Origin of the sequence: Streptomyces sp. SS7 (genome assembly GCF_037993025.1) — a bacterium.
Lineage (GTDB): Bacteria > Actinomycetota > Actinomycetes > Streptomycetales > Streptomycetaceae > Streptomyces.
In genome coordinates, this window is sequence record NZ_CP141223.1 from 8856307 (window position 1) to 8882467 (window position 26161).

Here is a 26161-nt window from a genome sequence, read left to right on the forward strand (position 1 = left end):
CCGGGGGCGCGGCGGGCACTCAGGGCCCTGAGCGGAGCGTCGCCTCGCCCCCGGAGTAGGGAGGATCAGACCGGCGGGGCGATGAAGCAGCCGCGGTCGGGGTCGTTGAAGGACTCCTTGGCGACCAGTTCGTTCACGGGGTTGGCAGTGCCCCACTGGTCGGAGACCTCGTCGGTGGAGAAGTCGTAGACGTGGGGGTGCCAGGTGTCCTCGTCCAACTGCTCCAGCTCGGTGGTGTACTCGACGGTGTTGCCGTGCGGGTCGTGGAAGTAGGAGAAGGTGTTGTCGCCCGCGCAGTGGCGGCCGGGGCCCCATACCTTGTGCACCCCGGCGCGCAGCAGTCGGCCGGTGCCGCGCATGTACTCGTCGATGCCGCGCATCTCGAAGGAGATGTGGTGCAGGGCGGTGTGCGGTCCCTGGGCGATGGCCATCGAGTGGTGCTGGGAGCTGATCCGCATGAAGTGCATCGCCTCACCCATCTTCGGGTGCCAGAGGGTGTCGGAGAGCCGGAAGCCGAGGTGGCGCTCGTACCACTCCTTGGTGGCGTTGAGATCGGGGGAGTTGATGACGACGTGCGACAGCTTGACCGGGATCGACTCCTTCTCCTCGATCTTGCGGTGCTGTCGTATGGCGACGTCGGCGGAGACCTCGATGGTGCGGCCGTCGATGTCGAAGAAGCGGAAACCGTAGCCGCCGCCGGGGGTGTCGACCTTGCCCGGCTGGGTAATCAACTGCACTCCGCCCGCAAGGAGTTGTGCGGCGAGGGTGTCGACGTCGGCCGGGGTGGCGGCGCCGTAGGAGATGAGGTCGAGGCGCTTCTCCTCGGCCTTGCGCAGCCGCACGATGTACTGCTCGGGGCTGCCCTCGGCGGCGAGGAAGGAGACGCCGGAGTCCTCGGCGACCTCGGTCAGGCCCCAGATGCCGGCGTAGAAGTCGAGCTGTTTGTCGTAGTCGGGCACGGCGAGGTCGACATGCCTCAGATGGGTGAGCAGACGCTCGGTCATGAGTGGGGCTCCTGTTCAGGTGGCCTCAGGTGAGGCGCAGCAGCGAAGCCGCGTTGGCACCGCGAATGGCGTGGAAGTCGGAATCGGGCAGGTGGGCGGCGCGCAGAGCGGCCAGCGGGTGGTCGGCCCCCATGTCGAAAGGGAAGTCGGAACCGAGCAGCACCCGGTCGGCGCCCACGATCCGGACCAGCTCGCGCAGGACGGACGGATCGTGGACGAGCGAGTCGAAGTACAGCCGCTTGAGGTAGCTGCTGGGCGGGTGGGCGCAGCCTCGGGCGTCAGGACGGACCCGCCAGGCGTGGTCGGAGCGGCCGATGTGGGTGGGAAGATAGCCGCCCCCGTGCGCGGCTATCAGCTTCAGCTCCGGGTGCCGGTCCAGGACACCGGAGAAGATCAGATGGGAGAGCGCGACGGCGTTCTCGGTGGGCTGGCCGACGGTGTTGGACAGGTACCACCGGTCGAGGCGCTCGTCGAGGGTGCAGCCGTAGGGGTGCAGGAACAGCACGGCCCCGGTCTCCTCGGCGCGGCTCCAGAAGGGTTCGTATGCGGGGTCCGACAGTTCGCGGCCGGGTGCGTGCGAGGAGATCTCGACACCCGACAAGCCCTGTTCCACGGCGTGTTCGAGAGCCTCGACGGCCAGGTGCGGATGCTGGAGCGGGACCAGCCCGAGGCCGCGCAGCCGCTCCGGTGCCTGCGCGCAGTGTGCCGCGACACCGGTGTTCGCCAGCTCCCACACGGTGCGGGCCGGCTCCTGTTCCGTCCAGTAGTGGTAGTCCGGGACGGGAGACACGAGCTGTATGTCGACATCGCAGGCGTCCATCGCGGCCAGGCGGGCTCTGGCGTCGGTCAGCTTCGGGATGCGGTCACGGATCATGGGCCCACTGACGGCCTGGGCCTCCGGGCCGATGCGGCGGGCCTCCAGAGCGCGGGCGGCGGCGCGTCCCGGCCACCCGGCGATGGTCTCCTCCAGCTCGGGGAGTACGACGTGGGCGTGGACGTCGACGGTCGGCGTCGTCACGGCAGCTCCGTCAGCATGGTCATCGTGCGGCCGATCAGACCGGGCACGTCGGCGTCGCGTACCCCGTCCAGCTGCCACCGGCAGATCTGGACGGCGCCGTCCACGACCAGCCGGACTCGGGGGATACGCCGCTCGTAGTAGGCCGTGAGCAGTTCGTCGTTCCAGTCGTCGTGGCCGGCGAGCAGCTCCGCCAGGACCAGGGCGTCCTCCAGGGACATCGCCGCGCCCTGGGCGAGAGTGGGTGGGCAGCTGTGCGCGGCGTCGCCGACGAGCACGACGCGGCCGCGGTGCCAGGAGCCCTCGACCAGGTGCCGGGTGAACACCGTGTAGTTGACCTTCTTCGGATCGGTGATGGACGCGCGGATCTCGTCCCAGGCACCGCCGTACGGCTCGGCGAGGCGGCGCATCTCCTCGTCGAAGGTGTCAGGGTCGAGGTTCGCACGGTCCCGCTGGGGCTCCACCAGGTACGCGTAGAGGGAGTCCGGGCCGGTGGGACAGTAGCCGGCGATGTAGCAGGGGCCGCCGTAAGCGAGGTCAGTGCGCTCGACGTTTGTGGGACGAGGGGCGCAGACACGCCAGATACCCATGCCGACGGGTTCGGGCCGCTCGCTCATGCCGATCATGGCGCGGGTGGCGGAGTGCAGTCCGTCGGCGGCGACGACCAGGTCGTACCGGCCCGAGGTGTCGTCGCTGAAGGTGACGTCGACTCCCGCGGCGTTCTGTTCCAGTTGCCGGACGGTGGTGCCGAGCCGGACCCGGACGCCGGATCTTCGGACCGCGTCGATGAGGATGCGCTGGAGGTCCGCCCGCTGCATGCCGACAACCGAGGGCAGGTCCGGGCCGCCGGTGCGGTGATGGGCGTCGAGGTGCAGCACTGTCCCGTCGGGAGCGGTGATGCCGAGCGCGTCGAACCCGAAGCCGTGCTTCTCGACCTCCTCCCACACGCCGATCTCGCGCAGGACGCGCAGGGCGTTGCCCTGAGTGGTGATTCCGGAGCCGTGGACGTTCCAGTCGGCCTTGGCTTCGACGAGGTCGACGTCGATGCCGGCTTTGCGGAGCAGGACGGTCAGGCCGTTTCCTGCGGTGCCGCCGCCGATGACGAGGACGGTGCGGGTGTGGGTCATGGGAACTTCCTTGTTCCTCTTGTCAGGTCGTGACGGCCGGGTCGATGGGCTACTTGACGGCGATCGGATTGACGGGCGAGCCGACGGCGCCGGTGATGGGCAGGGGCGCGGCGGTGAGCCAGAACTCGTACACGCCGTCGTCCGCGCAGTCCGCGGCGAGGACGTCGAGGTCCCACATCTCGCCGATCAGCAGGCCCATGTTGGGGATGACGACCTGGTGCAGTGGCTGGAAGGCGCCCTCGAACTCGTTCGGCCGGACCTCGAAGCCCCAGGTGTCGGTGGCGATCGCGGCGATCTCGGTGCGGTGCAGCCACCCGGCGGTGGTGAAGGACAGGCCGGGCGCGGGCCCGCCCGCGTAGTCGCCCCAGCCCTCGCGGCGGACGCGGGTCAGCTGGCCGGTGCGTACCAGGGCGATGTCTCCGCGGCCGACGGCGACGCCGTGCGCATCGACGGTCGCGGTCAGGTGCTCCTCGGTGATGGCGAAGCCGTCGGGCAGCTCGCCGTCGGTGCCGATGACCCGTCCCACGTCGAGGAGAACGCCGCGCCCGGCCACGTGCGGGGCCATGTGCTCGATGCCGGTGACCAGGTCGCCCTCGGCGGTGACTACCTTCTGCGCGTCGCGTCCGTTCCATGCCTTGCCGTGGTCGAAGACGTGGCCGAGTCCGTCCCACTGGGTGGAGCACTGCAACGGCATCGTGATGAGGTCGTCGGCGCCCCCGATCCCGTGGGGGGAGCCCTGGTTGCCGAGAGCCGCGTCCGTGCCGGTCATCAGCATGGTGTGGACGGGGTTGGTGCGCCGCCGCCAGCCCTTCTGCGGGCCGTCCATGTCGAAGCGCTGGGAGAGCGAGAAACTCACCCCGCGCCGTCCCAGGGCCATGCCCTCGCGGCGTTTGGCCTCGTCGAGGAAGTTCAGGGTGCCGAGAACGTCGTCCTCTCCCCAGCGTCCCCAGTTGGAGTACGCCTCGGCGGCCTCGGCGATCGCGCCTTCGGGATCCGTGCGGTCCAGGCTCACGAGGACGTCTCCGCCACACTTCGGGTGCGCTGGGTGCCCAGTCCGGTGATGGAGCCCTCCATGACGTCGCCGTCGCGCATCAGCCGTCCCCAGTGCATGCCGTTGCCGGCCGGGGATCCTGTCAACACCAGGTCGCCGGGCAGGAGCCGCGCCGTCTGGGAGATGTACGACACCAGGCGTGCGACGCCGAAGAGCATGTCCTTGGTGGACTCGTCCTGCATGGTCTCGCCGTTCAGCTTCAGCGTGACCCGCAGGTCACCGGGGTCCGCGATCGACTCCGCGGGGACGATCCAGGGGCCGAGCGGGGTGAAGCCGGGGGCGTTCTTGCTGTGCAGCCAGTCGGTGCCGATTCCGGGCATGTCCTGGCGGAAGACGGTGGCGCGGTCGGTGAGGTCGTTGGCGATCGTGTAGCCGGCAACGTACTCCAGCGCCTCCTCCACGGAGACTCGGTGGGCGGGCTTGGCGATCACGGCCACCAGCTCCAGTTCCCAGTCCGGCTGTGCGGCCCAGGCGGGCAGGAGGACGTCGTCGTACGGGCCGGTGATCGCGCTCGGCAGGCCGATGAACACGTAGGGCAGGTCGTCGCGCGTCCGGCGGTCCATGGCCTCCGCGAACTCGACCCGCGCCGCCTCGACCGTGCGGGGGTCGTCGGGGGAGCGGTGGGCGACTGCCAGGTCGATCACGTGCTGCCGGTAGTTGGCGCCGGACTGGAAGACCTGCCGTGGCTCCACGGGGGCGTGGATCCGCAGACCGTCCAGAGGCAGCCAGTTGCCGGCCGTGTCCGCGGCCAGAGTGCGCAGGCGCGGCAGCACGTCGTCCCAGCCCTCCAGCAGGGTGCGCACGGTGAGCTCCGGCGCGCCCAGGGCGGCACGCAGGTCCAGCACGCGGTCGCCCGGCACGACCAGAGCGGGGAACGGATCTCGGCCTGGTGCGCTGACGGTGCCGAGGGCGAAGGGGCCGGAGAAGGTCGGTGAATCAACATCGCGTTTCACGGATGTGTCCTCTCGGTGGCGGTGCGACTAATGTGGCCGCACCGCATCCGATCGGGGAAATCGATTCGCCGGATGAAGCCCATCGGTGGGACCGATGAGCCATTGGTCTCGTATCTCGTCTCGCGACGGGTGTTCAGCGCTCGGGAGTGTCATGCATCTGGCCAGCCTTGACCTGAATCTCCTGGTGGCTCTGCGCGCTCTTCTGGAGGAACGCAACGTCACCAGGGCCGGGCAGCGTATGGGGCTCAGCCAGCCCGCGATGAGCGGCGCCCTCGCGCGACTGCGCCGGCATTTCGACGACGAGCTCCTCTTCAGGACCGGCAACAGCTACGAGCTGACCGCCCTCGGCCAGGCGCTGCTGGACCGGACGGCCAGGGCCTGCGACATGGCGGAACGGGTCTTCAGCAGCCAGGCCGAGTTCGACCCCGTCGAGGACCAGCACGAGTTCAAGATCATCACCTCGGACTACGCGGTGACGGTCTTCGGCACCGAACTGACCCGCACCGTTCACGCGGAGGCGCCCGGGGTCCGGCTCCATTTCGAGCTGACTCCCGCCACGGTCACCGAGGAGACAGCCGCGTTGCTGAGTACCACCGACGGGATGCTCCTGCCGCACGGCTTCATCAGCGGTTACCCGGCGCTCGAGGTCTTCCAGGACCGCTGGGTCTTCGTGATCTCACGGGACAATGCCGACGTGGGTGACGAACTCACGCTGGACGACCTGAGCCGGCTGCCCTGGGTGACGTACCGGCGGCTGTACGACACCCCGTCCACGCGGCAGCTGAGCATGCTCGGCATCGAGCCCCGCTCGGAGGTCTCCGCCGACACCTTCCAGGCACTGTGCTTCCTCGTCGCCGGAACCCGCCGAATCGCCCTCGTCCAGGCCCGGCTCGCCGAACTGCTCCGGGACACGGCCGGCATCCGCGTCATGGAGCCGCCGTACAGCGCGATGCCCCTCCACGAAGCCCTCTGGTGGCACCCCGTCCACGCCCACGACGCGGCACACACATGGCTTCGCGCGACCGTCGCGCGGGTCGCGAAACGGATGGCAGAGCGCTCACCGGAAAAGTGACCGGGTCTGCCCTCAGGGCGCCGACGGTCTCGGCTCGCCTTCCTCACCTGCGAAAACGCGGAGCTGCAGGGCGAGCGTGGAGTAGTAGCCCACCAGGGTCGTCAGCTCGAACAGGCCGCGCTCACCGATGGCCGACACCGCCGCGTCGTACTCGCCGTCGCCCAGGCTGCCAGAGTCCAGGAGCGAGGCCGTCGTCCGCAGCGCGATCGTCTCGTCGGCGTCGGTGAGGGCCGGCAGCGCACCGGAGCGCAGCGAGCCGAGCTCCTCCTCGGTCAGACCGCAGGCACGCCCCACGGCTTCATGGGCCTCCCGTTCGAACGAGCTGCCCCAGTGCGCGGCGACCAGGAGCACGGCCATCTCACGTACGCGGTCGCTGAGCGAGGAGCGGTAGCGCACTGCCGCGCCCACGGTCTGCAACGCGGCGCCGACCGGTGGGCTGAGCAGCATCGCGTTGAACGGTCCCCGAAGCCGTCCCTCGCCGTCGGTGAGGGCGAAGAGCTGCGGGCCAGTGGCGCGTGGTCCTCCGGAGATGGCCTGGTAGACCGAGGCCTGTTCCTCGCTCAGATCGCCGGGGAGAAACCCTGCGAGGCGCGCGATCATCGTCGCTCCCTTCGTTCGATGACGCGGAATGACGCGGAACTATAGCCCGCTGTCACCCTCGCGCCGCGAGCCCGTCAGCCCTCGCGGCGCAGCGCGGCCGGCGTCGTACCGAGGTGGGAGCGGATCACTCGGGTCAGGTGCTCCTGATGCGAGAAGCCGCACGTGGCCGCCACCTGTGCGATGGGCATGGAACCCGCGCGCAGCAGGCGGGCGGCCTGCTCCACGCGCAGGCGCACGAGGTACCGGTGGGGAGGGCAGCCGACGCGGGTCTTGAAACGCCGGGCGAACTGGCTGACGCCGAGGCCCGTGGCCGCGGCAAGGTCCTCCAGCGACAGCGCCTCGGAAAGCCGGGCGTCGATGAGATCCCGAACAGCCGCGAACTGCCGGTCGCTGAGCCCCACTTGCCGCCCCGTCGGCTCGGCGGCCCTCCCCCGGCCTCCGGCCGGGGGTGCCCCCAGCCGCACGCTGTGGCGACGGGTCAGCTGGGCAGCGGTCATGAGCGCGAGCTGATCCGCGTAGGTGCTGGCACTGGGCTCCCAGCGCCGTACGACACCGTCGAGGGCCAGGACGAGCTGCTCCAGGAGCGGATCCGTGGTGCCGAACTCCTCCTTCAGCCGTACCGGCCGGCCGTCGTCCGCGGTCGTCTGGAGGGCCGAGTCCGACAGGTAGACGTGCACGGTGTTCAGGTAGCCGCCGAGTTCCACGTCCAGCTCTGTCCCGGCGGGATGCAGGAACAGACCGCCGGGCGGCACGTGCCGTGCGGCCGTCAACCCGCGGCGTCCCCTGCGCACGGTGACGGGGCCGTCCAGATGAAGGATCACCAGATGGCTGCCGGCGCCCTGGAAGGCATCCCGGTACGGCAGCTCCCGCTGCGTCGACACATACAGCCGCTCCCAGCCGAGACCCGCGCTCGTGCGGACGGGACGCACCCCGGGCCGGGCCAGTATTCCGTGGGTGTCATCGAGTCCCATCTCGCTCATGCGACCCTCCTTCGCAACACAGTCTCGCTGCCCTCCGTACGGGCAGGCAAGCACGGACCGGGCGACAGCCGAAGCCGTTTCTTTGCAAAGCGATGCCGAGATTGTGCAGGAACGGCTGGCGCACGGGCCCGAATACTGCGACAGGCCCACTGACCCCCCACAGCACGGAGAGCAGCTTCATGAGGAGTTTTGTGCACACGGCCGGCCCGAGCCGGGTGGTCTTCGGCGCGGGAACGCTCCCGCAGGCCCGCGATGAGGCCGAACGGCTCGGCGGGTCCCGGGTACTTCTCCTCTCCGATGGATCACCGGTCCTGCGCAAGGACACCGAACGGCTCCGTGAAGTTCTGGGCGACCTGTTGGTGGCCGAGTTCGACGGCGCGGCCATGCACACCCCCGTCGAGGTGACCGAGCAGGCCCTGAGTCTCGTGCGCGACCAGCGCGCGGATTGCCTGGTGGCCATCGGCGGCGGCTCGACGACCGGCCTCGCGAAGGCGCTGGCGGTCCGCACGGACCTGCCCCAGATCATCGTGCCGACCACCTACGCCGGCTCCGAGGTCACTCCCGTGCTCGGCGAGACGGTGGACGGCCGCAAGGTCACCCGGTCCTCACCCGTGATCCTGCCCGAAACGGTCGTGTACGACGTCGAGCTCACCCTCGGCCTCCCTGTCGCCATGTCAGTGACAAGTGGCATCAACGCGCTGGCCCACGCCGTGGAAGCCCTCTACTCGCCGGACGCCACTCCGGTCACCGACGCCATGGCCCTGGAAGCGGTCGCCGCCATCGGCAGAGCCCTCCCCGCTCTCCAGGAGAATTCCTCCGACCTGGACGCACGGGCGGAGATGCTGCAGGCGGCATGGCTGTCCGGCAGCTGCCTCGGCGCCGTCGGCATGGGACTGCACCACAAGCTCTGTCACACCCTGGGCGGTACCTTCGGCCTGCCGCACGCCGAGACCCACACCGTGATCCTCCCGCACGCCATGGCGTACAACGCGCCCGCGGCACGGGAGGCGATGGACCGCATCGCGCGTGCCCTGGGCGTGCCCGACGCACCCACCGGCCTCTTCGACCTGATCCGCCGGAGCGGCGGGCCGACGTCACTGCGCGACCTCGGCATGGCCGAGGCCGACCTGGACCGCGCAGCGGAACTGGCCACGGCACAGCCGTACCCGAACCCGCGCGAACTCACCCGCACCGGCCTCGCGGACCTGCTGCGCGACGCCTGGCAGGGCCGCCGCCCGCAGGCGGCGGCCGGCTCGGCACCCGACCTGCGCCCGTTGACCGACGAGGTGGTGGCCAGCTTCGACGGCTGCACGAACCCGCGCCTCAGGCAACTGCTGACCGATCTCGCCCGCACCCTCCACGCCTACACGATCCGCAACGACCTGACCCCGCAGGAGTGGCAGCGGGCCATCGGATTCCTCACCGAGGCCGGCCACATCACCACCGACAAGCGGCAGGAGTTCATCCTCCTCTCCGACACCCTCGGCGTGTCCAGCGTCGTCGATGCCCTCGCCAACTCCCGTACGCCCGACACCACTTCCTCCGCGATCCTCGGCCCCTTCTACGTCGCCGGGCCGCCCGCTGCCGAACACGGCAGTGACATCGCGGGAGACTTCACGGGCACACCGATGTGGGCGGACATCACGGTGACCGACCAGGCGGGGGAGCCGGTCGCCGGTGCCGTCGTGGACGTCTGGCAGTCCAACGAGGACGGCTTCTACGACGTCCAACTCCCTGATCTGGACGGGCCGGTGTTGCGCGCCCGGTTCACCACCGGCGCCGACGGGCGTTTCACGTTCTGGTCGATCCTGCCGTCCGCATACCCGATCCCGGACGACGGTCCGGTCGGCGAGATGCTCTCCGCCGTCGGACGCCACCCCTACCGTGCACCGCACGTGCACTTCCTGATCAACGCTCCCGGACACCAGCCGCTGATCACCCAGCTGTTCGTCCGGGGCGGGGCCTACCTCGACGGAGCCCCGGGTCAGCGCGACGCGGTCTTCGGCGTCAAGGACGACCTGGTCACGGACTTCGTCCGGCGCACCGGCCCCACGCCCGACGGCCGGCCTGTCGACGGCGAGTGGCGCCGACTCGACTTCACCTTCCGCATCGCGCGTCTCGGGCATTGAGCGCCCCATTCCCTCACGGATTCCCACAGAGCTTCACGGAGACAGCATGAGCACGCCCGAAAGCTACGACACCGACGTCCTCGTCGTCGGCAGCGGACCCGCCGGCGGAACCGCAGCCCTGCTGCTGGCCACCTACGGTGTGCGCACCCACCTGGTCACCAAATACGGCTGGCTCGCCGACACCCCGCGCGCCCACATCACCAACCAGCGCGCCATGGAGGTCTTCCGTGACCTCGGCATCGAGCAGGAGGCCCTGGAGAAGGGCACACCGAGCCACCTGATGGGCGACACCGTGTTCGCCACCTCACTCCTCGGCGACGAGATCGGCCGTATCCGCACCTGGGGCACCGGCGACGAGAGCCTGACCGAGTACGCGTCCCAGAGCCCCTGCGGGATGATCGACCTCCCGCAGACCTACCTGGAGCCCATCCTCCTGGCCAACGCCGCCAAGCGCGGCGCCGTGGTCCGGCTGAACACGGAACTTGTCGACTTCGAGCAGGACGCGGGCGGCGTGACCGCGCGCCTGCGCGACCGGGTGGGCGGAACCGAGACCACTGTCCGCGCCCGTTACATGATCGGCGCCGACGGCGGCCGCAGCATCGTCGCGGAGAAGCTCGGGCTGCCCATGGAGGGGCAGATGGGCAAGGCCGGCAGCATGAACATCGTCTTCAGGGCCGACCTCGCGCAGTACGTCGAGCACCGTCCCAGCGTCCTGTACTGGATCATGCGCCCGGGCGCCGACGTCGGCGGCATCGGCATGGGCCTGCTGCGCATGGTTCGTCCCTGGAACGAATGGCTCATCGTCTGGGGATACGACATCGACAACCCCCCGCCGGAGGTCACCGACCAGGGGGCGGCAGCGATCGTCCGTGACCTCGTCGGCGATGACGAACTCGACGTGCGGATCGACAGCGCCTCCCTGTGGACGGTCAACCATGCCTACGCCACCCGGCTGCACGCCGGACGCGTCTTCTGTGCCGGGGACGCCGTCCACCGGCACCCGCCGTCCAACGGCCTCGGTTCCAACACTTCCGTCCAGGACTCCTACAACCTCGCGTGGAAGCTGGCGGCTGTCCTGAAGGGACACGCCGGGCCCGAACTCCTGGACACCTACTCTGACGAACGCGCCCCCGTCGCCAAGCAGATCGTTGAACGCGCGAACCTGTCCCGAGACCAGTTCCTTCCGCTCTTCGAGGCTCTCGGTGTCGTGGGCGGGGACGAGGAAGGCATCTCCAAGGCGCTGCACGCGGCTCGGCAGCCGGACGCCGACGGGGCGAAGAAGCGGCGGGCCATCCGCGAGGCGATCGAGTTGAAGCACTACGAGTTCAACGCCCACGGCGTCGAGCACAACCAGCGCTACGAGTCGGCGGCCGTCATCCCCGACGGCACCGTCGAAACGATCTCACACGACGATGAACTCTTCGGGCGCCCGACCTCCCGTCCCGGCGCGAAGCTGCCGCACGCCTGGCTCGTCGACGACCAGGGCGGGCGCATCTCGACGCTCGACCTGGTCGGCAGGGGCAGGTTTACCATCGTCACCGGCCTGGCCGGTGCCCTGTGGGCCGACGCCGCCGAAACCCTGGCTCGGGACCTCGGTCTCGACCTGCGCGCCGTCGTCATCGACCGCGACGCGCACGACGCGTACGGCGAATGGAGCCGCCGCGCGGAGATCGACGAGGAAGGCGTACTGCTCGTCCGCCCCGACGGATACGTGGCCTGGCGTCGACCCAACGGTGCCGCCGACATCACCGAGGCGACCCGGCTGCTGCGGGAGACGCTGACCATGGCGCTCTGCCGACCCGCATGACGCGCGGCACCATGTTGCGCAGTTCTCGCCGGCAATCGGCACTGCAGAATCCGTAGCCTTCTGTGGATTCCAGCTGGACGGTCCGTTCACTTCCCGGCTACGGACCGCCGGGCCGGGAACAGAGCGTGTTGCGCGAAGGGCGCCTGACGGGTGAAACCCGGGGCAGGCGCCTTTCCGCAGGTGTCTAGAAGAAGCCGAGCTTCTGAGGGCTGTAAGAACACAGAATGTTCTTCGTCTGCTGGTAGTGCTCCAGCATCATCTTGTGCGTCTCCCGCCCGATGCCCGACTGCTTGTACCCGCCGAAGGCGGCGTGCGCCGGGTAGGCGTGGTAGCAGTTCGTCCAGACGCGGCCCGCCTGGATCGCCCGGCCCGCGCGGTACGCCGTGTTGATGTCCCGGGTCCACACGCCGGCCCCGAGGCCGTACGGGGTGTCGTTGGCGATCTTGATGGCGTCGTCGAAGTCGTCGAAGGAGGCCACCGAGACGACCGGTCCGAAGATCTCCTCCTGGAACACCCGCATCCGGTTGTCGCCCTCGAAGATCGTCGGCTGGACGTAGTAGCCGCCCTTCAGCTCGCCGTCGTGCTCGGCGCGCTCACCGCCGGTGAGCACCTTGGCGCCCTCCTGCCGGCCGATGTCGATGTAGGACAGGATCTTCGACAGCTGCTCGCTCGACGCCTGCGCGCCGATCATCGTGTCGGTGTCGAGCGGGTTGCCGGACTTGATCAGCTCGGTGCGGGCGACGGCCGCCTGGAGGAAGTCGCCGTAGTTCCCGCGCTGGATCAGACCGCGGGACGGACAGGTGCACACCTCGCCCTGGTTCAGCGCGAACATGGTGAACCCTTCGAGGGCCTTGTCGCGCAGGTCGTCGTCCTTGTCCCACACGTCGTCGAAGAAGAGGTTCGGCGACTTGCCGCCCAGTTCCAGCGTGACGGGCTTCAGGTTCTCCGCGGCGTACTGCATGATCAGCCGGCCCGTGGACGTCTCGCCGGTGAAGGCCACCTTCGCCACCCGGGGGCTGGACGCGAGCGGCTTGCCCGCCTCCGGGCCGAAGCCGTTGACGATGTTGACCACGCCCGGCGGCAGCAGGTCCGCGATCAGGCTCATCCAGTAGTGCAGCGAGACCGGCGTCTGCTCGGCCGGCTTGATGACCACCGCGTTGCCCGCCGCGAGCGCCGGCGCCAGCTTCCACGAAGCCATCAGGATCGGGAAGTTCCACGGGATGATTTGCGCGACGACACCGAGCGGCTCGTGGAAGTGGTACGCCACCGTGTCGTCGTCGATCTCGCTGAGCGAGCCCTCCTGCGCGCGCACCGCCCCCGCGAAGTAGCGGAAGTGGTCGATGGCCAGCGGGATGTCCGCCGCGAGCGTCTCCCGGACCGGCTTGCCGTTCTCCCAGGTCTCCGCGACCGCGAGAGGCTCCAGGTAGGCCTCCATACGGTCCGCGATCTTCAGCAGGATGTCCGACCGCTCGGTCGCCGACGTACGCCCCCATCCCGGCGCCGCAGCGTGTGCCGCGTCGAGCGCCCGCTCCACGTCCTCCGCCGTGCCGCGCGCCACCTCGGTGAAGGGCTGCCCGTTCACGGGGGACGGGTTCTCGAAGTACTGCCCGCGGGCCGGCGGCACGTACTCCCCGCCGATGAAGTGGTCGTAGCGCGCCTGGTAGGAGACGATCGCGCCCTCGGTGCCGGGCGCCGCGTAACGGGTCATGGGGGTGTGCCTCCCTCAGCAGGGCCGCCCGCCGTTGGACGGCTCTGCCCGGAGGCTAGGGACCCGGACGTTGCAGCAACGTTGCGGTGATCCCCGCGGCGCCCGGCCCGGGCCGGGGCCAGCCGTCCGGCGCCCGCAGTTCCGCCTCCAGCGCCGCCAGCCGCGCCCGAGTCGCCGCCGTCGGGCGGGCCGCCGCCAGCGCCCGCCAGACGTCCAGGTCGTCCTCACCCCACGGCGCGTGCGCCCAGTCCGCCAGGAGGTCGGGATCCCGGCCGGCGATCAGCGCGGCACGCAGCCCGTCGGCGAGACGCTGCCGCAGCCGTACGACCGCCGGGGCCTGCGACGCCGGCAGCAGCGGCCCGGAGTATGCCGCCGCTGCGGCCGTCAACGCTCCCGACGCCAGGCGCCGTTCGACGATCGCCACGTCCGACTGCAGCGGAACGGTGAGCCGGTAGGGTCGCGAGGCCAGCAGCCCGGGCCCCAGCACCCCGCGCAGCCGGGCGAGTTCCGCCCGCAGGGTCACCGGCGTCACCGTCTCGTCCTCGTACAGCGCGCACAGCAGCTCGTCGCCGGTCAGACCCTCCGGATGACGGGCCAGCAGCACCAGGATCTCGCTGTGCCGCCGACTGAGCCGCACACTGCGGCCACCGGTGACCAGCCGAGCCTCGTCCCGGCCGAGCACGGACAGCTCCGGTACGTCGAGCTGCGGCAACTCCGGCGCGAGCAGGGCGAGCTGGGACTCGGCGGCCCGGGCGACCGCCTGGACGAAGCCCAGGCTGTGCGGATGGGCCAGCCCGTTCCCGCCGGTGATGTCCACCGCCCCCAGCACCCGTCCCGTCCGCGGATCGTGCACCGGCGCGGCCGCGCACGTCCACGGCTGCACCCGTCGGATGAAGTGCTCGGCGGCGAACACCTGCACCGGCCGGTCCAGGGCGACCGCCGTGCCCGGTGCGTTCGTCCCGACGGCGCACTCCGACCAACGCGCACCCGGCACGAAGTTCATCGTCCCGGCCCGCTTGCGCGTCGCCGCGTGGCCCTCGACCCACAACAGCCTGCCGTGCGCGTCGCACACCGCGAGGAGATGCTCGCCGTCGGCGGCGAACGTGCCCATGAGCTCCCGGAACAGCGGCATCACCCGCGCCAGCGGATGCTCGTCCCGGTAGCTGCCGAGATCGCCGTCGGTCAGCTCCACGCTCGCGGTGCCGTCGGGGCCGACCCCCGCCCGCGCCGACCGCCGCCACGAGTCGGCCACCACCGACCGCACCGGCCGGGCGACGGTGCCCGCCTCGGTGAACGTCTGGTACGCCCGGCGCAGGATGCGTGCCCGCTCGGCGGCATCGGCCCCTGGTTCCAGGGCCACCCATGGGTCGCTCGACACTCGCCCTCCCGGGGGACGACACGGCTGGGACGTCCACTGGGGACATCGGCTGGGACATCGGCTGGGGACATCGTCGCCCCGGGCGTGCGGAGCGACAACCATTTGAACGTGGATCAGACGCCGTTGACGAGTCTCAGATAGCGCGCCCAGTCCCAGTTCGGGCCGGGATCGGTGTGGTCCGTGCCCGGCACCTCGTAGTGGCCGATGATGTGCGCACGGTCCCGGGGGATGCCGTACCGCTCGCAGACCGACGCGGTGAGCCGGGCGGACCGCTCGTAGAGGGCGTCGGTGAAAGAGGCGGGCCGGTCCACCCAACCCTCGTGCTCGATGCCGACGCTGTGGGTGTTGACCTCCCAGTTCCCCGCGTGCCAGGCGATGTCGGACTCCCGCACGCACTGCGCCACATGCCCGTCGGCGGAGCGCACGACGTAGTGCGCCGACACCCTCTTCCTCGGGTTCTGGAAGACGGCCAGGGTCTTCGCGAAATCGGTCTGGGTGACGTGGATGACGACCCGGTCGACCGGATGGGACACGGGGCGGTCGGCCGCGGTGTAGTTGGCCGCGGTCGCCGGTTGCCATGCGGCGGGCCGGTAGTCGACGGCCTGGGTCTGCGCACCGGCCGGCGGATCCGGGAGCAGGGTGTACGGGACGGCCGCGAGCAGGGCACCCCGCAGCAGCCGCCGCCGGGTGGGAAGGGACACGTGTGGGGTCATGGCTGGGCTCTCCGTTCCGCGGAGGCCGACGGCTGCGCCCCGCGTCGATCACACTACGGCGACCACCGGCCGGGCCGTGGGACGTCGGGTGGTTCGGTGGACAGCCGGCCGCATGGGGACAACTCGCTCACCCGAACGAGGAATTCCGGTCGCGCGCCGACGTCAGGAGCCGTCCTTCGCCACCGCCGCCGGGTCGTCGAGCACGGCCCGGACCACGGAGTGCGCCGCCCCCAGCAACGGCCCTTCGGGACCCAGCAGGGAGACGGACACCGGGCGCGCGGGGCCTGCCGTCCGCCGGGCGAGTTCGGACTCCAGCGACGGCAGCAGCCACGGCGCGAGCCCGGCCAGCGCGCCGCCGAGCACGACGCTCTCGGGGTCCAGCAGATTCAGCGCACCGGTCAGGGCGATGCCGAGGGCCGTGCCCGCCTCGTGCAGGGCGCGCCGCACCTCGGCATCGCCGTCCGCCGCCCGGCCCGCGAGGAGGCCGACCCGGTCGCCCCCCGGCTCCAGCCCGGCCGCGCGCAGTACCGCCTCCTCGCCGGCGTACTGCTCCAGACACCCGCGGCCGCCGCAGCCGCACCGCGGCCCGTCGGGGTGGACCGGCACATGCCCCAGCTCGCCCGCGAAGCCGCGGGTGCCGCGCAGCAGGCGGCCGTCCACGACGACCGCGGCGCCGATGCCGATCTCCGCCGACACGTGCAGGAAGTTCTGCGGGGTCCGTTCGCCGAGCCAGAGCTCGGCCAGTCCGCCGAAGTTGGCCTCGTTGTCCACCGTCAGCGGCCAGTCGGCGGGCAGCAGGGCACCGAGGTCGGTGTCGTGCCAGCCGAGGTTCGGGGCGCGGACGACGGTCCGGGCGTCGCGGGCGATCAGGCCCGGGACGGCCACGGCGAGCCCGGCCGGCCACAGCCCCGCGCCCTCCGCCTCCGCGACGGCCGCCCGCAGCAGCTCGGTGAGTTCGCCGATCACCGGCTCGGGGGAGCGGCCCCGGTTCGTACCGTGCCGCACGGCACGCGCGCGTACCTCGCCCCGCAGATCGACGACGCACACCGCGAGATGATCGACGCCGACCTCGGCGCCCAGCCCGGCCGGGCCGCGCCCGCTGACCGCCAGTGCCGAACCGGGCCGGCCCACCCGGCCGGGCCGCTCCGGGCCGAGTTCCTCCAGCAGTCCGGTGCGTATCAGCTCGTCGACGAGGGTCGACACCGCCGCACGGGTCAACCCGATGCGGGAGGCGACCGCCGCCCGGGACAGCGGCCCCTCCGCGCTGACGGTGTGCATCACCCGCGCCAGGTTGCGGCGGCGCATGCCCTGCTGGGTGTCGGGCAGCGCGCGCCCCGGGCCGGTGCCGGGGGCCTCGTGCAGCGGTGCGGTCATGCCTCCATCGATTCGTAGATTCGTAGATTCGTAGATGTGTGAATTCGTGGATATCTGGTTGCCGTAGCTTCGTTGCTCCGTCGATATCGCCGGTTCGTGGCCTGGCGGATCTCGTCGGTCCGTCGCCGGCGCGTGGACGCGCCGCCGCTCAACCGGTGTGCGTGCCCCGCTCCAGCAGCGGAGCCGCGTCGGAGAGTACCCCGGCGATCCTGGTCAGCGTCGCGTCGTCCCGCTCCACGGCGTCGAGGACCGGGCCGCGCGCGGTGTTCCAGCGGCGGGCGACGGCGGCCGGGTCCTCCCCGGTCAGCAGCCCGGCCGCCTGTGCCGCCGCGCCCAGCGCGACCAGCTCCTTGGCCTCCGGGATCTGCACCGGCCGCCCCGACAGCCGCCGTACGGTCTGCTGCCACGCCGCACCCCGCGCGCCGCCGCCGATCAGCAGCAGCGGTGCCGACGGGTCCGCGTCCGCGTCGAGGACCAGGTCCAGCGCGCCCAGCAGCGAGTGCACGGCACCGTCGTAGGCCGCCTGCAGCAGCTGCCCGCCCGTGGTGTCGTGGCGGAGGCCGTGCAGCAGACCCGAGGCGTTCGGCAGGTTCGGGGTGCGCTCGCCGTCCAGGTAGGGCAGCAGCGTGAGGCCGGTGGTGGGCTCCACGGCCTCTCGGTCGAGGCCCAGCAGCGCCGCGAGCCGGTCCACGGCGAGGGTGCAGTTCAGGGTGCAGGCCAGCGGCAGCCAGTCGCCGTGCGCGTCCGCGAAGCCCGCCACCGTGCCGGTCGGGTCGGCCGGCCGCCGCTTCGACACCGCGTACACCGTGCCGGACGTGCCGAGGCTCAGCACCGGCGTGCCGGGACGCAGCCCGAGGCCCAGGGCGGCCGCCGCGTTGTCGCCGGTGCCCGCGGCGACGAGGGTGCCCTTGGCGAACGGCAGGTCGTGGCTGTCGCGCACGGTGCCCGCGATCTCACCGGGCCGCACCACACGGGGCAGCAGCGCCGGATCGAGCCCCACGCGCGCGAGGATCTCCTCGTCGTACCCTTCCGTCGCCGACGCCCACCAGCCGGTGCCGGAGGCGTCGCCGCGATCGGTCGTGCCCTCGCCGGTGAGACGCCCGGTCAGGTAGTCGTGCGGGAGGCGTACCGCCTTCGTGGCGTGCAGCGCCTCCGGCTCGTTCTCGGCGAGCCACGCCCACTTCGTGACAGTGAAGGACGCGGCCGGTACGGATCCGGTGCGCTCCGCCCAGAACTTCGCTCCGCCGAGCTCCTCGGTCAGCCGTCGGGCCTGGGGGGCCGACCGCACGTCGTTCCACAGCATGGCGGGCCGCACCGGCTCGCCGTTCGCGTCCAGCGTCACCAGTCCGTGCTGCTGCCCGCCGATCGACACCGCGGCGGCCTCGCGCGCCGGCTCCCCGCACTGGCGCAGCGCCTCGTGCAGCGCGTCCCACCACTGACGCGGGTCGCTCTCCCGGCCGGCCCCGGCGGAGACCGTGTGCGGTGCCTGGCCGCCGGCGACGATCTCGCCGGTGCCCGCGTCGACGACCAGCACCTTCGTGGACTGGGTGGACGAGTCCACCCCGACGACGAGCGGACCCTCGGCTGCTGACATCGGGTTCTCCCTCAAGTTTTTTCGCGGCTCCGTGGGATCTGTCTTCCCAGAGATGCGTTGGCATACTAATTTGTAAACGGCCATGACGAAATAGTTCGCCACCGACCGCCACCGACCCGCACGACCATCTGCACACCAAGGAGCAGCGGCAATGAGCTACCAGCCCACCCCTGACGACAGGTTCACCTTCGGCCTGTGGACCGTCGGCTGGCAGGGAAGGGACCCGTTCGGCGACGCCACGCGGCGTGCCCTCGACCCGGTCGAGACGGTGACCCGCCTGGCCGAGCTGGGCGCCTACGGCGTGACCTTCCACGACGACGACCTGATCCCGTTCGGGTCCTCCGACAGCGAGCGCGAGGAGCACATCAAGCGCTTCCGCCAGGCCCTGGACACCACCGGCATGACCGTGCCGATGGCCACCACCAACCTTTTCACGCACCCCGTCTTCAAGGACGGCGCGTTCACCGCGAACGACCGCGACGTACGCCGCTACGCCCTGCGCAAGACGATCCGCAACATCGACCTGGCCGCCGAGCTCGGCGCGAAGATCTACGTCGCCTGGGGCGGCCGCGAGGGCGCCGAGTCCGGTGCCGCCAAGGACGTGCGCGTCGCCCTCGATCGTATGAAGGAGGCGTTCGACCTCCTCGGCGAGTACGTCACCTCCCAGGGCTACGACCTGCGCTTCGCCCTCGAGCCCAAGCCGAACGAGCCGCGCGGCGACATCCTCCTGCCCACCGTCGGACACGCGCTCGCGTTCATCGACCGCCTGGAGCGCCCGGAGCTGTACGGCGTCAACCCGGAGGTCGGCCATGAGCAGATGGCGGGCCTGAACTTCCCGCACGGCATCGCGCAGGCGCTGTGGGCGGGCAAGCTCTTCCACATCGACCTCAACGGCCAGTCCGGCATCAAGTACGACCAGGACCTGCGCTTCGGCGCCGGCGACCTGCGGTCCGCGTTCTGGCTGGTCGACCTGCTGGAGAGCGCCGGCTACGCGGGCCCGAAGCACTTCGACTTCAAGCCGCCGCGCACCGAGGACCTCGACGGCGTGTGGGCCTCGGCCGCGGGCTGCATGCGCAACTACCTGATCCTCAAGGAGCGCGCGGCCGCGTTCCGCGCCGACCCGGAGGTCCAGGAGGCTCTGCGGGCCTCCCGCCTCGACGAGCTGGCCCAGGCGACCGCCGCCGACGGCCTGCAGGGCCTGCTCGCCGACCGCACCGCGTTCGAGGACTTCGACGCCGACGCGGCCGCCGCCCGCGGCATGGCCTTCGAGCGCCTCGACCAGCTCGCGATGGACCACCTGCTGGGCGCCCGCGGCTGACCCGCCCCGGCCCGGACCTCCGCACGGAATACGCCGGAATCATGCCCTCCACGGCATGACCCGGTAGCAATTTCCGCGCGGAGGTCGTTCCCGGTCTCCGTTCGCGGGGACGCTGGACCTATGGCCACGCCACCCGTACCGCCCCATCCGCCCGGTCCGCCGGGCGACGACACACCGCCGCACGGCGGCTTCGGACCGCCCGCCCCCGGCTACGGTCCCGGCGGCCCCCGGCGGCGCCGCAGCCCGCTCGTCGCGGTCCTCGTCCTGCTCGTCGGCGCCGTCGCCGTCTTCGTCGTCGTCCTGATGGCCTCGTCCGGCGACGACGATCCGGACGACAAGCCGACCGGCGGGACCGCCACCACGCCCGCTCCCTCGATCAGCCTTCCGACCGAACTGCCCAGCACGCTGCCGAGCGGACTGCCGTCCAGGCTCCCGAGCACCCTGCCGACGGAGCTGCCGAGCGACCTGGACTCACTGCTGCCGTCCCTGACGGCGCTGCTGCCCTAGGGGGCGCCGTCTCGGCCTTGGCCTCCAGGACGGGTCGCCGAGGGTGTAGGCCTCTCGGGGCTGCCTCGGGGCTGCCTCGGGGCTGCCTCGGGGCTGCCTCGGGGCTGCCTCGGGGTGGAGCTCAGGGACGTTTCAGGGTCGGTTCCGGAACCGCGCGCGGCGCGGACCCGTTTTCATGACAGAGAGCGGCAGGGGCCGCGAAGGAGGCGACGCACATGTCGAGGAACGCGAAAATCGCCGCCGGAGGTGTGGCGGTCGGGATTCTGCTGTTGATCTGGCTGCCCTGGTGGGCGGCTGTGCTGATTGTGCTGGGGGTTCCGGCGGCGGCCTACCTCACCCTGGATCCCGCACAGCGGCGCAGGCTGCGCCGCGTCACCCGCAAGGAACTCGGCCGCTGAGCAAGCCACCACGACAGCGGCCGAGGGAGCCACGGCCGCGAGGACCGCGGTGGGCGTGCGTCCCGGAGGGACGGGCGGGGGTGATTCCCCCCGCGCAGCGCCTCACCGCGGTCCTCGTACCGTCTCAGTACGGGCGTACGGCCATCTTGTCCAGCGCCTCCAGGAGCCCCGGCAGTTCCGGTCCCCGGCCGACCGGTAGGACCTCGCCGGGCCGCGCGTCCAGCAGAAGGAACGCGATGTCGTCGGTCCTGGCCACGAGCGACCAGCCGGGGCCGTCGGCGCGCAGGGTGCGCGCGTCGCCGGGTGCGAACGACGACCGTACCCGCCCCGGCGGCGGCGGAGTCTCCACGTAGGCGCGGGCCTCGGCCAGCACCCGCCGGATGTCGCTGTGTCCTGTGGGCGGAGTCTGTCTGGCCCCGGTCCCGTCCGTGTCCCCGTCGGTGCCGCCGCCCTTCTCGGCGTCGTCCAGGCCGTTCCCCCCGGTCTCCGTCGTGAAGTCCGCGTCGTCCAGCTGATCCCGCCACAGGGTCCACTGGACCCCGATCTCGTCGGCCCCCAGCCGCCGCCGGGCCGGGCCCCACACGGACGTGTCCGGCGGGGTCAGCGTGGGGGCGTCCGTGATCTCCGGGGCGGGATCGTGCGGTGCGGGCACCCCGGGCGCCGCGACGGCGACGTCCAGCGGCCAGCCCGGCAGCGCCGCGACCACCGTCCGCTCGTCGGGCGACAGCTCCTGCTCCATGCCGCAGTCCCACGACGCGATGGCGACCGCCACGAGCGACACGTCGTCGATGACGACCGTCCACCGCGCACCCTCGCCGTCCTGGCCCAGCACCAGGCCGTACCCGTCGGCCCGCGGCGCGAGACCGAGCGCCGCACAGGCCTCCGGGTAGTCGTCCCCGAGCACCGCCGGGAACTTCGCGGGCGTCAGCAGCGCCGCCGTGAGCACATAGAGCGCGTCGTCCGCGGCGGCGACGGTGTCCTCGTCCGTCCCGGCCATCCCAGCCTCCCCATCCATTGGTCCAACGGCGCGCACCCTAATGCGGCGGGAAGGCGCTTGTCACGACTGCCCGGCACACCCGGAGCTGCCGTTTTCCGACGTGACGGGGCGAAACGGCCACCCTTCACCGGTCTGTCACACGGCCGGCAGCCCCAGCAGCGCCCGTGCCACGGTCCCCGGCGACTCGTCGCGCTCCCGCGCGAGGGCGAGGACGGCACGGCAGGCGAGTTCGTTGACCCCGAAGGACAGCGCCTCCGGCGACACCCAGCCCGCCGCCTCCTCGATCCTGTCCTGATCGTCCACCGCGCGGGCGGAGACGTACACGGCGGCCGCCTCGAACAGATTGTGCGGGCGCTTCGCGGCGGCGGAGCCCTTTCCGGCGGCGGGCCGCGACCCGCCCGGGCCGTCGGGCGACGGTGTGCTCCGCGCGCCGAAGAGTCTCGCACCGGCCTTGCGGATCCTGTCGAACATGGTGAAGCCCTTCCCCGATACGGTGTACGCCGTGCCATGGTCCTTTCATCACCCCATACCCAAGCTGGAGTTAGAGTCACGGCGACAGAGAGGGAACCGTACGGTGAAGCGATTCGAGCGGCTCGAACAGATCCGGCGCATGGACCCGTACCGGGACGCCCACGAGATCTACCGGCTGACCGCGGCGTACGAGTTCCCCTGGGACTTCACCCGCGCCCTCGAACTCGCCCTCTACCGCACCTACGCGGTGCCGAGCATCGGCCGGCTGCTGGCCGAGACGGCGGAGCTCACCGACCGCTCCCAGAAGCGCTACGACGACACCTCCCTGCTCCTCGACGCGGTCGTCGAGCACGGCTTCGACAGCGAGCGGGGCCGCACGGCGGTGCGCCGCATCAACCAGATGCACCGCAGGTACGACATCGGCAACGACGACCTGCGGTACGTGCTCTGCACGTTCGTCGTCATGCCGAAGCGGTGGACCGACGCCTACGGATGGCGGCGGATGTCCCGCCACGAGACGGTGGCCTCCACCGTCCACTACCGCACGCTCGGCCGCCTCATGGGGATCCGGGGCATCCCCGAGACGTACGAGGAGTTCGAGGACTGCCTCGACGCCTACGAACGGGCCCACTTCGCCTGGGACGAGCAGGCGCGCCGCGTCTCGGACGCCACGCTGGACCTGATGGCCTCCTGGTACCCGCGTCCGCTCGCCCCCGCCCTGCGCACCGCCACCCTCGCCCTGCTCGACGAGCCGCTCCTGACGGCCTTCCGCTACGGCCCGCCGAGCCCTGCGGTCCGCACCCTGGTGCGCAGGGCCGTACGCGCGCGTGGACGCGTGGTGCGACTGCTCCCGCCCCGCCGCGAGCCCCACTACGCCCGGCAGAACTGGGAGATCAAGAGCTATCCGGACGGCTACCGCCTGGAGGACCTGGGCACCCGCCCCGTGCCCGGTCTGCGCGGCTGCCCGGTGCGGCATGCCGGGGGCGAGTCAGCCGCCCAGTGAGTCCAGGGTCTCGCGCAGCCAGGTGATCTCGGCCCGGGACGTGGCCCGTGCGACGGTCAGCACACCGCGCCGGAACGGGTCGTCGAGCTCTTCGGCGCGCAGGGGCCGCTCACCGTCGTAGAAGAAGCTCGTCGGCTCTCGGAGGAAGTCCAGGCGGCGACGGAGCACAGCGGCCTGCGCTCCGGGATCCTCCAGGTGCCGCAGGAACGTGAGGACCGTGAACCAGCGGTTCTCGTCGGTGATGTCTCGCTCGCCCGGCTCGGCCAGCCTGCGGCGCAGTTCGCTCCGGCCCTCGTCGGTGAGGCTCAGGACATGGCGCGGGGCGGCCACGACCCCCGGTTCGGTGGCGCGCACCAAGAACCCCGGCCTCTCCAGGCGCTTGATCGCCGGATAGAGGGTGCTCTCCGCCACCGGGCGCACGTGTCCCGTCAGCGCCGTGAGACGTTTGCGCAGCTCGTAGCCGTGCAGCGGGGTGTCGTACAGGAAGCCGAGGATGGCGAGCTCCAGCATGCCCGCATCCTATATCTCGTTGACGTAATACCTCGGTGCCGATGTATTGTCCTCCCCGGACGTGACAGCCGGGTGCGCGAGGGGGGCGAGATGCGGCAGGCCGTGTTCGACGACGGGGGAAGCGGCATCAGGTGGACGGAGACCCCAGGGGACGACCCCGCGCGCGTGTACGTGCACGGACTGGGGTCGGTCTCCGCCGTCTACCACGCGCACGTGGCGGCCAGGCCCGAACTCGCCGGTCGGCGCAGCCTGTTCGTCGACCTTCCCGGGCACGGCATCAGCGACCGGCCCGAGGACTTCGGGTACACCCTCGAGGACCACGCCGACGCCTTGGCGGCCGCCCTCGACGCGGCGCGGGTGAGCGGAGCGGAACTCGTCGCCCACAGCATGGGCGGCGCCGTGGCCATCGTCCTGGCGCACCGCCGGCCCGACCTGGTCGCCCGGCTGGTCCTCACGGAGGCCAACCTGGACGCGTACCCGCCGCTCACCGCCGGCAGCGCCGACATCGCCTCCTTCTCCGAGGAGGAGTTCCTGGACCACGGGTACGCGCGTGTTCTCGACCGGGTGGGTCCCCTGTGGGCCGCGACGATGCGTCTCGCCGATCCGCTCGGCCTCTACCGCAGCGCCGTCGCCCTGCGGCGCGGTTCGGAGCCGGTCATGCGCGAGATCCTGGCCGGGCTGCACACCGTCGACCGCGTCTACCTCCAGGGCGAACGCAGCGGTGCGCTCGACGGGGCGGACGCGCTGGAGGGGGCGGGCGTGCGCGTCGTGACGGTCCCGGGCGCCGGACACAACGTCATGTTCGACGCCGCGGACGCGTTCGTCGGGGCGGTCGCCGCGGCTGCGTGAGCCGTCAGGCCTCCCGGACGGCCAGGGCCAGGAAACGGGTGTCCTCGTCGGCGTACGAGGTCATGCGCCAGCCGGAACCGGCCAGCAGGGGGCGCAGGTTCGGCTCCGCGCGCACATCCTGCGGTGTCAGCTGCCTTCCCTGGCGGGCGGCCAGGGCGGCACGTCCGATCGGATGGAACAGCGCCAGGACGCCGCCCGGGCGCACCACCCGGGCCAGCTCCCGCAGGTTCTCCGCCGGCCGAGGGAGATGGGCGACGAGCCCCGCCGCGAACACCGCGTCGAGCGACTCGTCCCGCAGGGGGAGCGCGGCGACGTCCGTGAGCAGCAGTCGCCCCGCGCGGTCGCGTCCGGCCCGTACGGCGGCCTGGAGCATGGCCGGGGTCAGATCGGCCCCGACGACCACTCCCGAGGGCCCCACGGCCGCCCGCAGCGGCGTGAGGGCACGCCCGGTGCCGCAGCCCGCGTCCAGCACCCGGCTGCCCTCCCGCAGGCCCAGCTCGGCGACGGCTGCCGCGTAGAGGGGGCCGTCGTCGGGGAAGCGGGTGTCCCAGTCCGCCGCCCGCGCGCCGAAGAACTCCTGGACATGTGTGTGGTCGTCGCTCATGGACCGCATGATCCCTCACCGTCAGGGAGGACGTCGCTGTGTGCATGTTCGAGCGTGCGGCGATCGGCACGGCACACTTATGCGTCACATTCCATCACCTTTCGAAATGCGCCCCCTTTGTGCACCCGTGCCCCCACTAGCGTCCCCTGGCCATGGGACACCTGGACCACGCCGCCTTCGGCTGGCTGACCCCCGTACTGTCGTACGTGATGGCGTGCACCGGCGCCGCCCTCGGGCTGCGCTGCACCGTGCGCGCCCTCGGCGCCACCGGGCACTCACGGCGCAACTGGCTGATCACCGCCGCCTCCGCGCTCGGCACCGGCATCTGGACCATGCACTTCGTGGCCATGCTCGGCTTCGCAGTCGGCGGCACCGACATCCGCTACGACGTTCCGCTGACCGTGCTCAGCCTCCTCGTCGCCATGGTCGTCGTCTGCGCCGGTGTGTTCGCCGTCGGCTACGGCCGTGACCGCACGCGCGCGTTGCTGATCGGCGGGCTCACCACCGGGGTCGGCGTGGCGAGCATGCACTACCTGGGCATGGCCGCGGTCCGCCTGCACGGTGACGTCTCCTACGACCCGACGCGCGTCGCCCTCTCCGTCCTGATCGCCGTCGTCGCCGCGACCGCGGCCCTGTGGGCGGCGCTCAACATCAAGTCGCCGATCGCGGTCACCGTCGCCTCGCTGGTGATGGGCGCGGCGGTCAGCAGCATGCACTACACCGGCATGTTCGCGGTGCGCGTGCACGTCACACCCTCCGGGGCGGTGCTGCCCGGGGCCACGGCGATGCAGTTCATCTTCCCCCTCGCCGTCGGCCTCGGGTCCTATCTCTTCCTGACCTCGGCCTTCGTCGCGCTGTCGCCCACCACGGGGGAGCGTGAGGCGTCCGCCTCGGCTCAGCAGCCGCTGGAGAGCGGAGCCGTCCGCGGTCCGGCCCGGACCGTGTGAGCGGCCCGGAGCGCACACCCGAGTCGTTCCGCACACCCCGCGTCGTTCCGCA

The 26161-nt window shown here is 71.5% G+C and carries 25 protein-coding genes; 9 read left to right on the forward strand and 16 right to left on the reverse strand.

What is annotated here, in order from left to right; all coding sequences use genetic code 11:
• Window positions 1-65: 65 nt before the first annotated feature.
• From U5640_RS39940 to U5640_RS39960, 5 genes are read right to left on the reverse strand one after another with little or no spacing between them, the layout of a single operon-like run.
• The gene (locus U5640_RS39940) at window positions 66-1004 is read right to left on the reverse strand and encodes a VOC family protein (RefSeq protein ID WP_340384115.1); all 939 of its coding nucleotides are present in this window, start codon (window positions 1002-1004) and stop codon (window positions 66-68) included.
• Window positions 1005-1029: 25 nt separating this feature from the next.
• Window positions 1030-2022 carry an amidohydrolase family protein gene (locus tag U5640_RS39945; protein ID WP_340384116.1) on the reverse strand — a complete coding sequence of 331 codons (993 nt, stop codon included), beginning with the start codon at window positions 2020-2022 and terminating at the stop codon, window positions 1030-1032.
• Window positions 2019-3146, reverse strand: coding sequence for an FAD-dependent oxidoreductase (locus U5640_RS39950; RefSeq protein ID WP_340384117.1), 1128 nt, complete (start codon window positions 3144-3146; stop codon window positions 2019-2021). The genes U5640_RS39945 and U5640_RS39950 overlap by 4 nt, the downstream gene beginning before the upstream one ends.
• A 49-nt stretch (window positions 3147-3195) precedes the next feature.
• A complete protein-coding gene (locus U5640_RS39955; protein WP_340384118.1) occupies window positions 3196-4158 on the reverse strand; it encodes a cyclase family protein in 963 nt (320 codons plus the stop codon).
• Window positions 4155-5150, reverse strand: coding sequence for a fumarylacetoacetate hydrolase family protein (locus tag U5640_RS39960; RefSeq protein ID WP_340384119.1), 996 nt, complete (start codon window positions 5148-5150; stop codon window positions 4155-4157). Before U5640_RS39960 ends, U5640_RS39955 begins: the two co-directional genes overlap by 4 nt.
• Window positions 5151-5301: 151 nt before the next feature.
• Between U5640_RS39960 and U5640_RS39965 the strand changes: the two genes are divergently transcribed.
• Window positions 5302-6222: a LysR family transcriptional regulator gene (locus U5640_RS39965; protein ID WP_340384120.1), complete on the forward strand. Its 921-nt coding sequence runs from the start codon at window positions 5302-5304 to the stop codon at window positions 6220-6222.
• A gap of 12 nt (window positions 6223-6234) precedes the next feature.
• Here the strand turns inward: U5640_RS39965 and U5640_RS39970 are convergent, their stop codons facing one another.
• Together U5640_RS39970 and U5640_RS39975 are read right to left on the reverse strand one after the other, a co-directional pair.
• Window positions 6235-6822 carry a carboxymuconolactone decarboxylase family protein gene (locus tag U5640_RS39970; RefSeq protein ID WP_340384121.1) on the reverse strand — a complete coding sequence of 196 codons (588 nt, stop codon included), beginning with the start codon at window positions 6820-6822 and terminating at the stop codon, window positions 6235-6237.
• Window positions 6823-6896: 74 nt separating this feature from the next.
• Window positions 6897-7802, reverse strand: coding sequence for an AraC family transcriptional regulator (locus U5640_RS39975; protein ID WP_340384122.1), 906 nt, complete (start codon window positions 7800-7802; stop codon window positions 6897-6899).
• Between the two features lie 179 nt (window positions 7803-7981).
• Here U5640_RS39975 and U5640_RS39980 point away from each other — a divergent pair, with 179 nt between their 5' ends.
• Complete coding sequence (locus U5640_RS39980) at window positions 7982-9931, forward strand: maleylacetate reductase and hydroxyquinol 1,2-dioxygenase domain-containing protein (protein WP_340384123.1); 1950 nt, start codon at window positions 7982-7984, stop codon at window positions 9929-9931.
• Window positions 9932-9977: 46 nt separating this feature from the next.
• Window positions 9978-11738 (forward strand): FAD-dependent monooxygenase, encoded by a 1761-nt coding sequence (locus tag U5640_RS39985; protein WP_340384124.1) that lies wholly within the window; start codon window positions 9978-9980, stop codon window positions 11736-11738.
• Window positions 11739-11922: 184 nt separating this feature from the next.
• On the opposite strand, the gene U5640_RS39990 is transcribed toward U5640_RS39985, so the two are convergent.
• The 5 genes from U5640_RS39990 to xylB all read right to left on the reverse strand — a co-directional run bounded on the left by U5640_RS39990 (window position 11923) and on the right by xylB (window position 18505).
• Window positions 11923-13446: an aldehyde dehydrogenase family protein gene (locus U5640_RS39990; RefSeq protein ID WP_340384125.1), complete on the reverse strand. Its 1524-nt coding sequence runs from the start codon at window positions 13444-13446 to the stop codon at window positions 11923-11925.
• A 55-nt stretch (window positions 13447-13501) separates the two neighbouring features.
• A complete protein-coding gene (locus U5640_RS39995) occupies window positions 13502-14824 on the reverse strand; it encodes a GAF domain-containing protein (RefSeq protein ID WP_340384126.1) in 1323 nt (440 codons plus the stop codon).
• Between the two features lie 113 nt (window positions 14825-14937).
• Entirely contained in the window at window positions 14938-15537 is a 600-nt protein-coding gene (locus tag U5640_RS40000; protein ID WP_340384127.1) for a peptidoglycan recognition family protein, read from the reverse strand.
• Between the two features lie 162 nt (window positions 15538-15699).
• Entirely contained in the window at window positions 15700-16911 is a 1212-nt protein-coding gene (locus tag U5640_RS40005) for an ROK family transcriptional regulator (protein ID WP_340384128.1), read from the reverse strand.
• 148 nt (window positions 16912-17059) lie between these two features.
• Window positions 17060-18505: a xylulokinase gene (xylB, locus tag U5640_RS40010; protein ID WP_340384129.1), complete on the reverse strand. Its 1446-nt coding sequence runs from the start codon at window positions 18503-18505 to the stop codon at window positions 17060-17062.
• Window positions 18506-18656: 151 nt separating this feature from the next.
• On the opposite strand from xylB, the gene xylA reads away from it, so the two are divergent.
• The 3 genes from xylA (at window position 18657) to U5640_RS40025 (ending at window position 20728) form a co-directional block, all read left to right on the forward strand.
• The gene (xylA, locus tag U5640_RS40015) at window positions 18657-19823 is read left to right on the forward strand and encodes a xylose isomerase (protein WP_067257059.1); all 1167 of its coding nucleotides are present in this window, start codon (window positions 18657-18659) and stop codon (window positions 19821-19823) included.
• Between the two features lie 120 nt (window positions 19824-19943).
• Window positions 19944-20330, forward strand: coding sequence for a hypothetical protein (locus tag U5640_RS40020; protein WP_340384130.1), 387 nt, complete (start codon window positions 19944-19946; stop codon window positions 20328-20330).
• Window positions 20331-20545: 215 nt separating this feature from the next.
• Entirely contained in the window at window positions 20546-20728 is a 183-nt protein-coding gene (locus U5640_RS40025) for a hypothetical protein (protein WP_067257057.1), read from the forward strand.
• A 124-nt stretch (window positions 20729-20852) separates the two neighbouring features.
• Here U5640_RS40025 and U5640_RS40030 read toward each other — a convergent pair whose 3' ends face one another.
• Entirely contained in the window at window positions 20853-21725 is an 873-nt protein-coding gene (locus tag U5640_RS40030; protein WP_340384131.1) for a hypothetical protein, read from the reverse strand.
• Window positions 21726-21860: 135 nt separating this feature from the next.
• Window positions 21861-22196 carry a hypothetical protein gene (locus U5640_RS40035; RefSeq protein ID WP_340384132.1) on the reverse strand — a complete coding sequence of 112 codons (336 nt, stop codon included), beginning with the start codon at window positions 22194-22196 and terminating at the stop codon, window positions 21861-21863.
• 103 nt (window positions 22197-22299) lie between these two features.
• Between U5640_RS40035 and U5640_RS40040 the strand changes: the two genes are divergently transcribed.
• Window positions 22300-23199 carry an oxygenase MpaB family protein gene (locus tag U5640_RS40040; RefSeq protein ID WP_340384133.1) on the forward strand — a complete coding sequence of 300 codons (900 nt, stop codon included), beginning with the start codon at window positions 22300-22302 and terminating at the stop codon, window positions 23197-23199.
• Here the strand turns inward: U5640_RS40040 and U5640_RS40045 are convergent.
• On the reverse strand, window positions 23185-23709 hold the full coding sequence (locus U5640_RS40045; protein WP_340384134.1) for a PadR family transcriptional regulator: 525 nt from the start codon (window positions 23707-23709) through the stop codon (window positions 23185-23187). The two genes, U5640_RS40040 and U5640_RS40045, sit on opposite strands and share 15 nt — an antisense overlap.
• 90 nt (window positions 23710-23799) lie before the next feature.
• Between U5640_RS40045 and U5640_RS40050 the strand changes: the two genes are divergently transcribed.
• Window positions 23800-24558, forward strand: a complete 759-nt coding sequence (locus tag U5640_RS40050; protein WP_340384135.1) for an alpha/beta hydrolase — start codon at window positions 23800-23802, stop codon at window positions 24556-24558.
• 4 nt (window positions 24559-24562) lie between these two features.
• Here the strand turns inward: U5640_RS40050 and U5640_RS40055 are convergent, their stop codons facing one another.
• Window positions 24563-25162, reverse strand: a complete 600-nt coding sequence (locus tag U5640_RS40055; RefSeq protein WP_340384136.1) for a class I SAM-dependent methyltransferase — start codon at window positions 25160-25162, stop codon at window positions 24563-24565.
• Window positions 25163-25314: 152 nt separating this feature from the next.
• Here U5640_RS40055 and U5640_RS40060 point away from each other — a divergent pair, with 152 nt between their 5' ends.
• Window positions 25315-26109 carry an MHYT domain-containing protein gene (locus U5640_RS40060; RefSeq protein WP_340384137.1) on the forward strand — a complete coding sequence of 265 codons (795 nt, stop codon included), beginning with the start codon at window positions 25315-25317 and terminating at the stop codon, window positions 26107-26109.
• Window positions 26110-26161: the final 52 nt, after the last annotated feature.